Annotated in this window: 1 protein-coding gene; it reads right to left on the bottom strand. The window is 28.6% G+C overall.

Annotation, left to right across the window (positions count from 1 at the left end; genetic code table 11):
* Positions 1 to 379 precede the first annotated feature (379 nt).
* Positions 380 to 1,810, bottom strand: coding sequence for an MATE family efflux transporter (locus NSA58_RS19690; RefSeq protein WP_039681434.1), 1,431 nt, complete (start codon positions 1,808 to 1,810; stop codon positions 380 to 382).
* Between the last annotated feature and the right edge of the window lie 46 nt (positions 1,811 to 1,856).

The raw sequence follows: 1,856 nt of genomic DNA, 5'->3' as shown, positions 1-1,856 counted from the left end.
AATTAAGATATTATAAATATGTTCTGTTTGAACTTTTTCATACTTATTATACCACAATATCTTACATATAAATTAAAATTACCCTTAGAAATATAATTTTAAGCAGATTAATCTAATATATAATAATATTATTAAGTTTATCCCATGTAAAAAATTCGCTTTGTTCATATCACCAACGAGATGTCTTCATTACCACTTTAAGCCACTGTGTGGGCGATATGAAATTTTATGTAACTCCGTTGATCAAAAACTAACTTTTTTACATCTCAATATTGGTTGGCATTATTTAGTTTCATGAGTTTCTCACAGTTTTGAAAGAAATATAATTTCCTTACATGTAAAAAGAGTAATAATATAAATATTACTACCCTTTTTCATTTTAAGTCTCATTTGTACATTCTAAAATCTTAACTTTATTATCTTCGTGATTATATTTCTCTTCATTGTTAACTAAAGGAACTATTTCCTTCTTGTACACATATTTAAACCCTATGACACTTAAAAAAACAGAAGCTAGCTCTGCAATAGGAAAGGCCCACCATACTAGGTTTAAATTATTAGTTCTAGATAATAAGTATGCTGCAGGAAGTAATACAACTAACTGTCTCCCTATTGATACAATTAAACTCATAACTCCATTACCAAGTGCTTGAAACATAGAACTTACAACTATGCAATATCCTGCAAATAAAAAGCTAATACTAATTATTCTAAGAGCTGGTGTTCCAATACTTATCATTTCTTCAGACGCACTAAATAACCCTAATAACTGTTTTGGTAAAAGCTGAAATATAACTAAACCAATAATCATTATACCTATTGCATAAATAATACTAATCTTTACAGTTTCCATTAATCTATCTTTGTGCTTTGCACCATAATTATAAGAAATAATTGGCACCATACCATTATTTATACCAAATACAGGCATGAATATAAAACTTTGTAATTTAAAATACACCCCGAACACAGCAGTTGCAGTAGATGTAAACACAAGTAATATTTTATTTATTCCAAAAGTCATAATTGAACCTATAGATGCCATTATGATAGACGGAATACCTACTGAATATATATCTCTTATAGTTTTTAAACTAGGTTTAAATCCTTTTATTTTCACTTTTATTTCCTTATTCTTTGTACTATTTAAATAAATACCCAACATCATCCCACTACTTTGACCTATGACAGTTGCAATAGCAGCTCCAGATATGCCCAATTTAGGAAAGCCCAATAATCCAAAAATTAATATTGGATCTAATATTATGTTTATAACTGCGCCAGTTATTTGTGTAATCATAGAATAAAATGTTTTTCCTGTTGACTGCATTAATTTTTCAAATACTATTTGACCGTACATACCAAAAGAACAAGTAGTAACTATAATTAAATAGAAATATCCACCATCTACAATATCCTTAATATCTGTTTGCCATTGAAAAAACTTTTTGCTAAATAATATACCTATTAGTAAAAATAATAAATAACTCATGACAGCTAAAAAAACACCATTGCTTGCAGCTCTATTAGCTTCTTCGAACTTTTTTTCACCTAAAGATCTTGAAAGTAGTGCATTTATACCTACTCCTGTACCTACTCCAACAGCAATCATAAAATTTTGTACTGGAAAAGCTAGAGAAACAGCGGTAAGTGCATTTTCACTAATTTTTGATACAAATATACTATCAACAACATTATATAGTGCTTGAACTAACATGGATATCATCATCGGTAGCGACATGCTTATTAGTAGTTTATTTATAGGCATTGTTCCCATTTTATTTTCTTTAACTATATTTTCCCCAGACATAATCTATAATCTCCCCCTTTCATAGTTATAATAGTTGCCAAGACAA

The sequence above is a fragment of the Terrisporobacter muris genome (assembly GCF_024621905.1).
Taxonomy (GTDB): domain Bacteria; phylum Bacillota; class Clostridia; order Peptostreptococcales; family Peptostreptococcaceae; genus Terrisporobacter; species Terrisporobacter muris.
The sequence above is the reverse complement of the archived record's forward strand: the minus strand, read 5'-3'. Positions and strand labels throughout refer to the sequence as shown.

Bases quoted from the DNA above. Each gene is read 5' to 3' on its own strand.
- NSA58_RS19690 (WP_039681434.1), bottom strand. From the start codon at position 1,810: ATGTCTGGGGAAAATATAGTTAAAGAAAATAAAATGGGAACAATGCCT.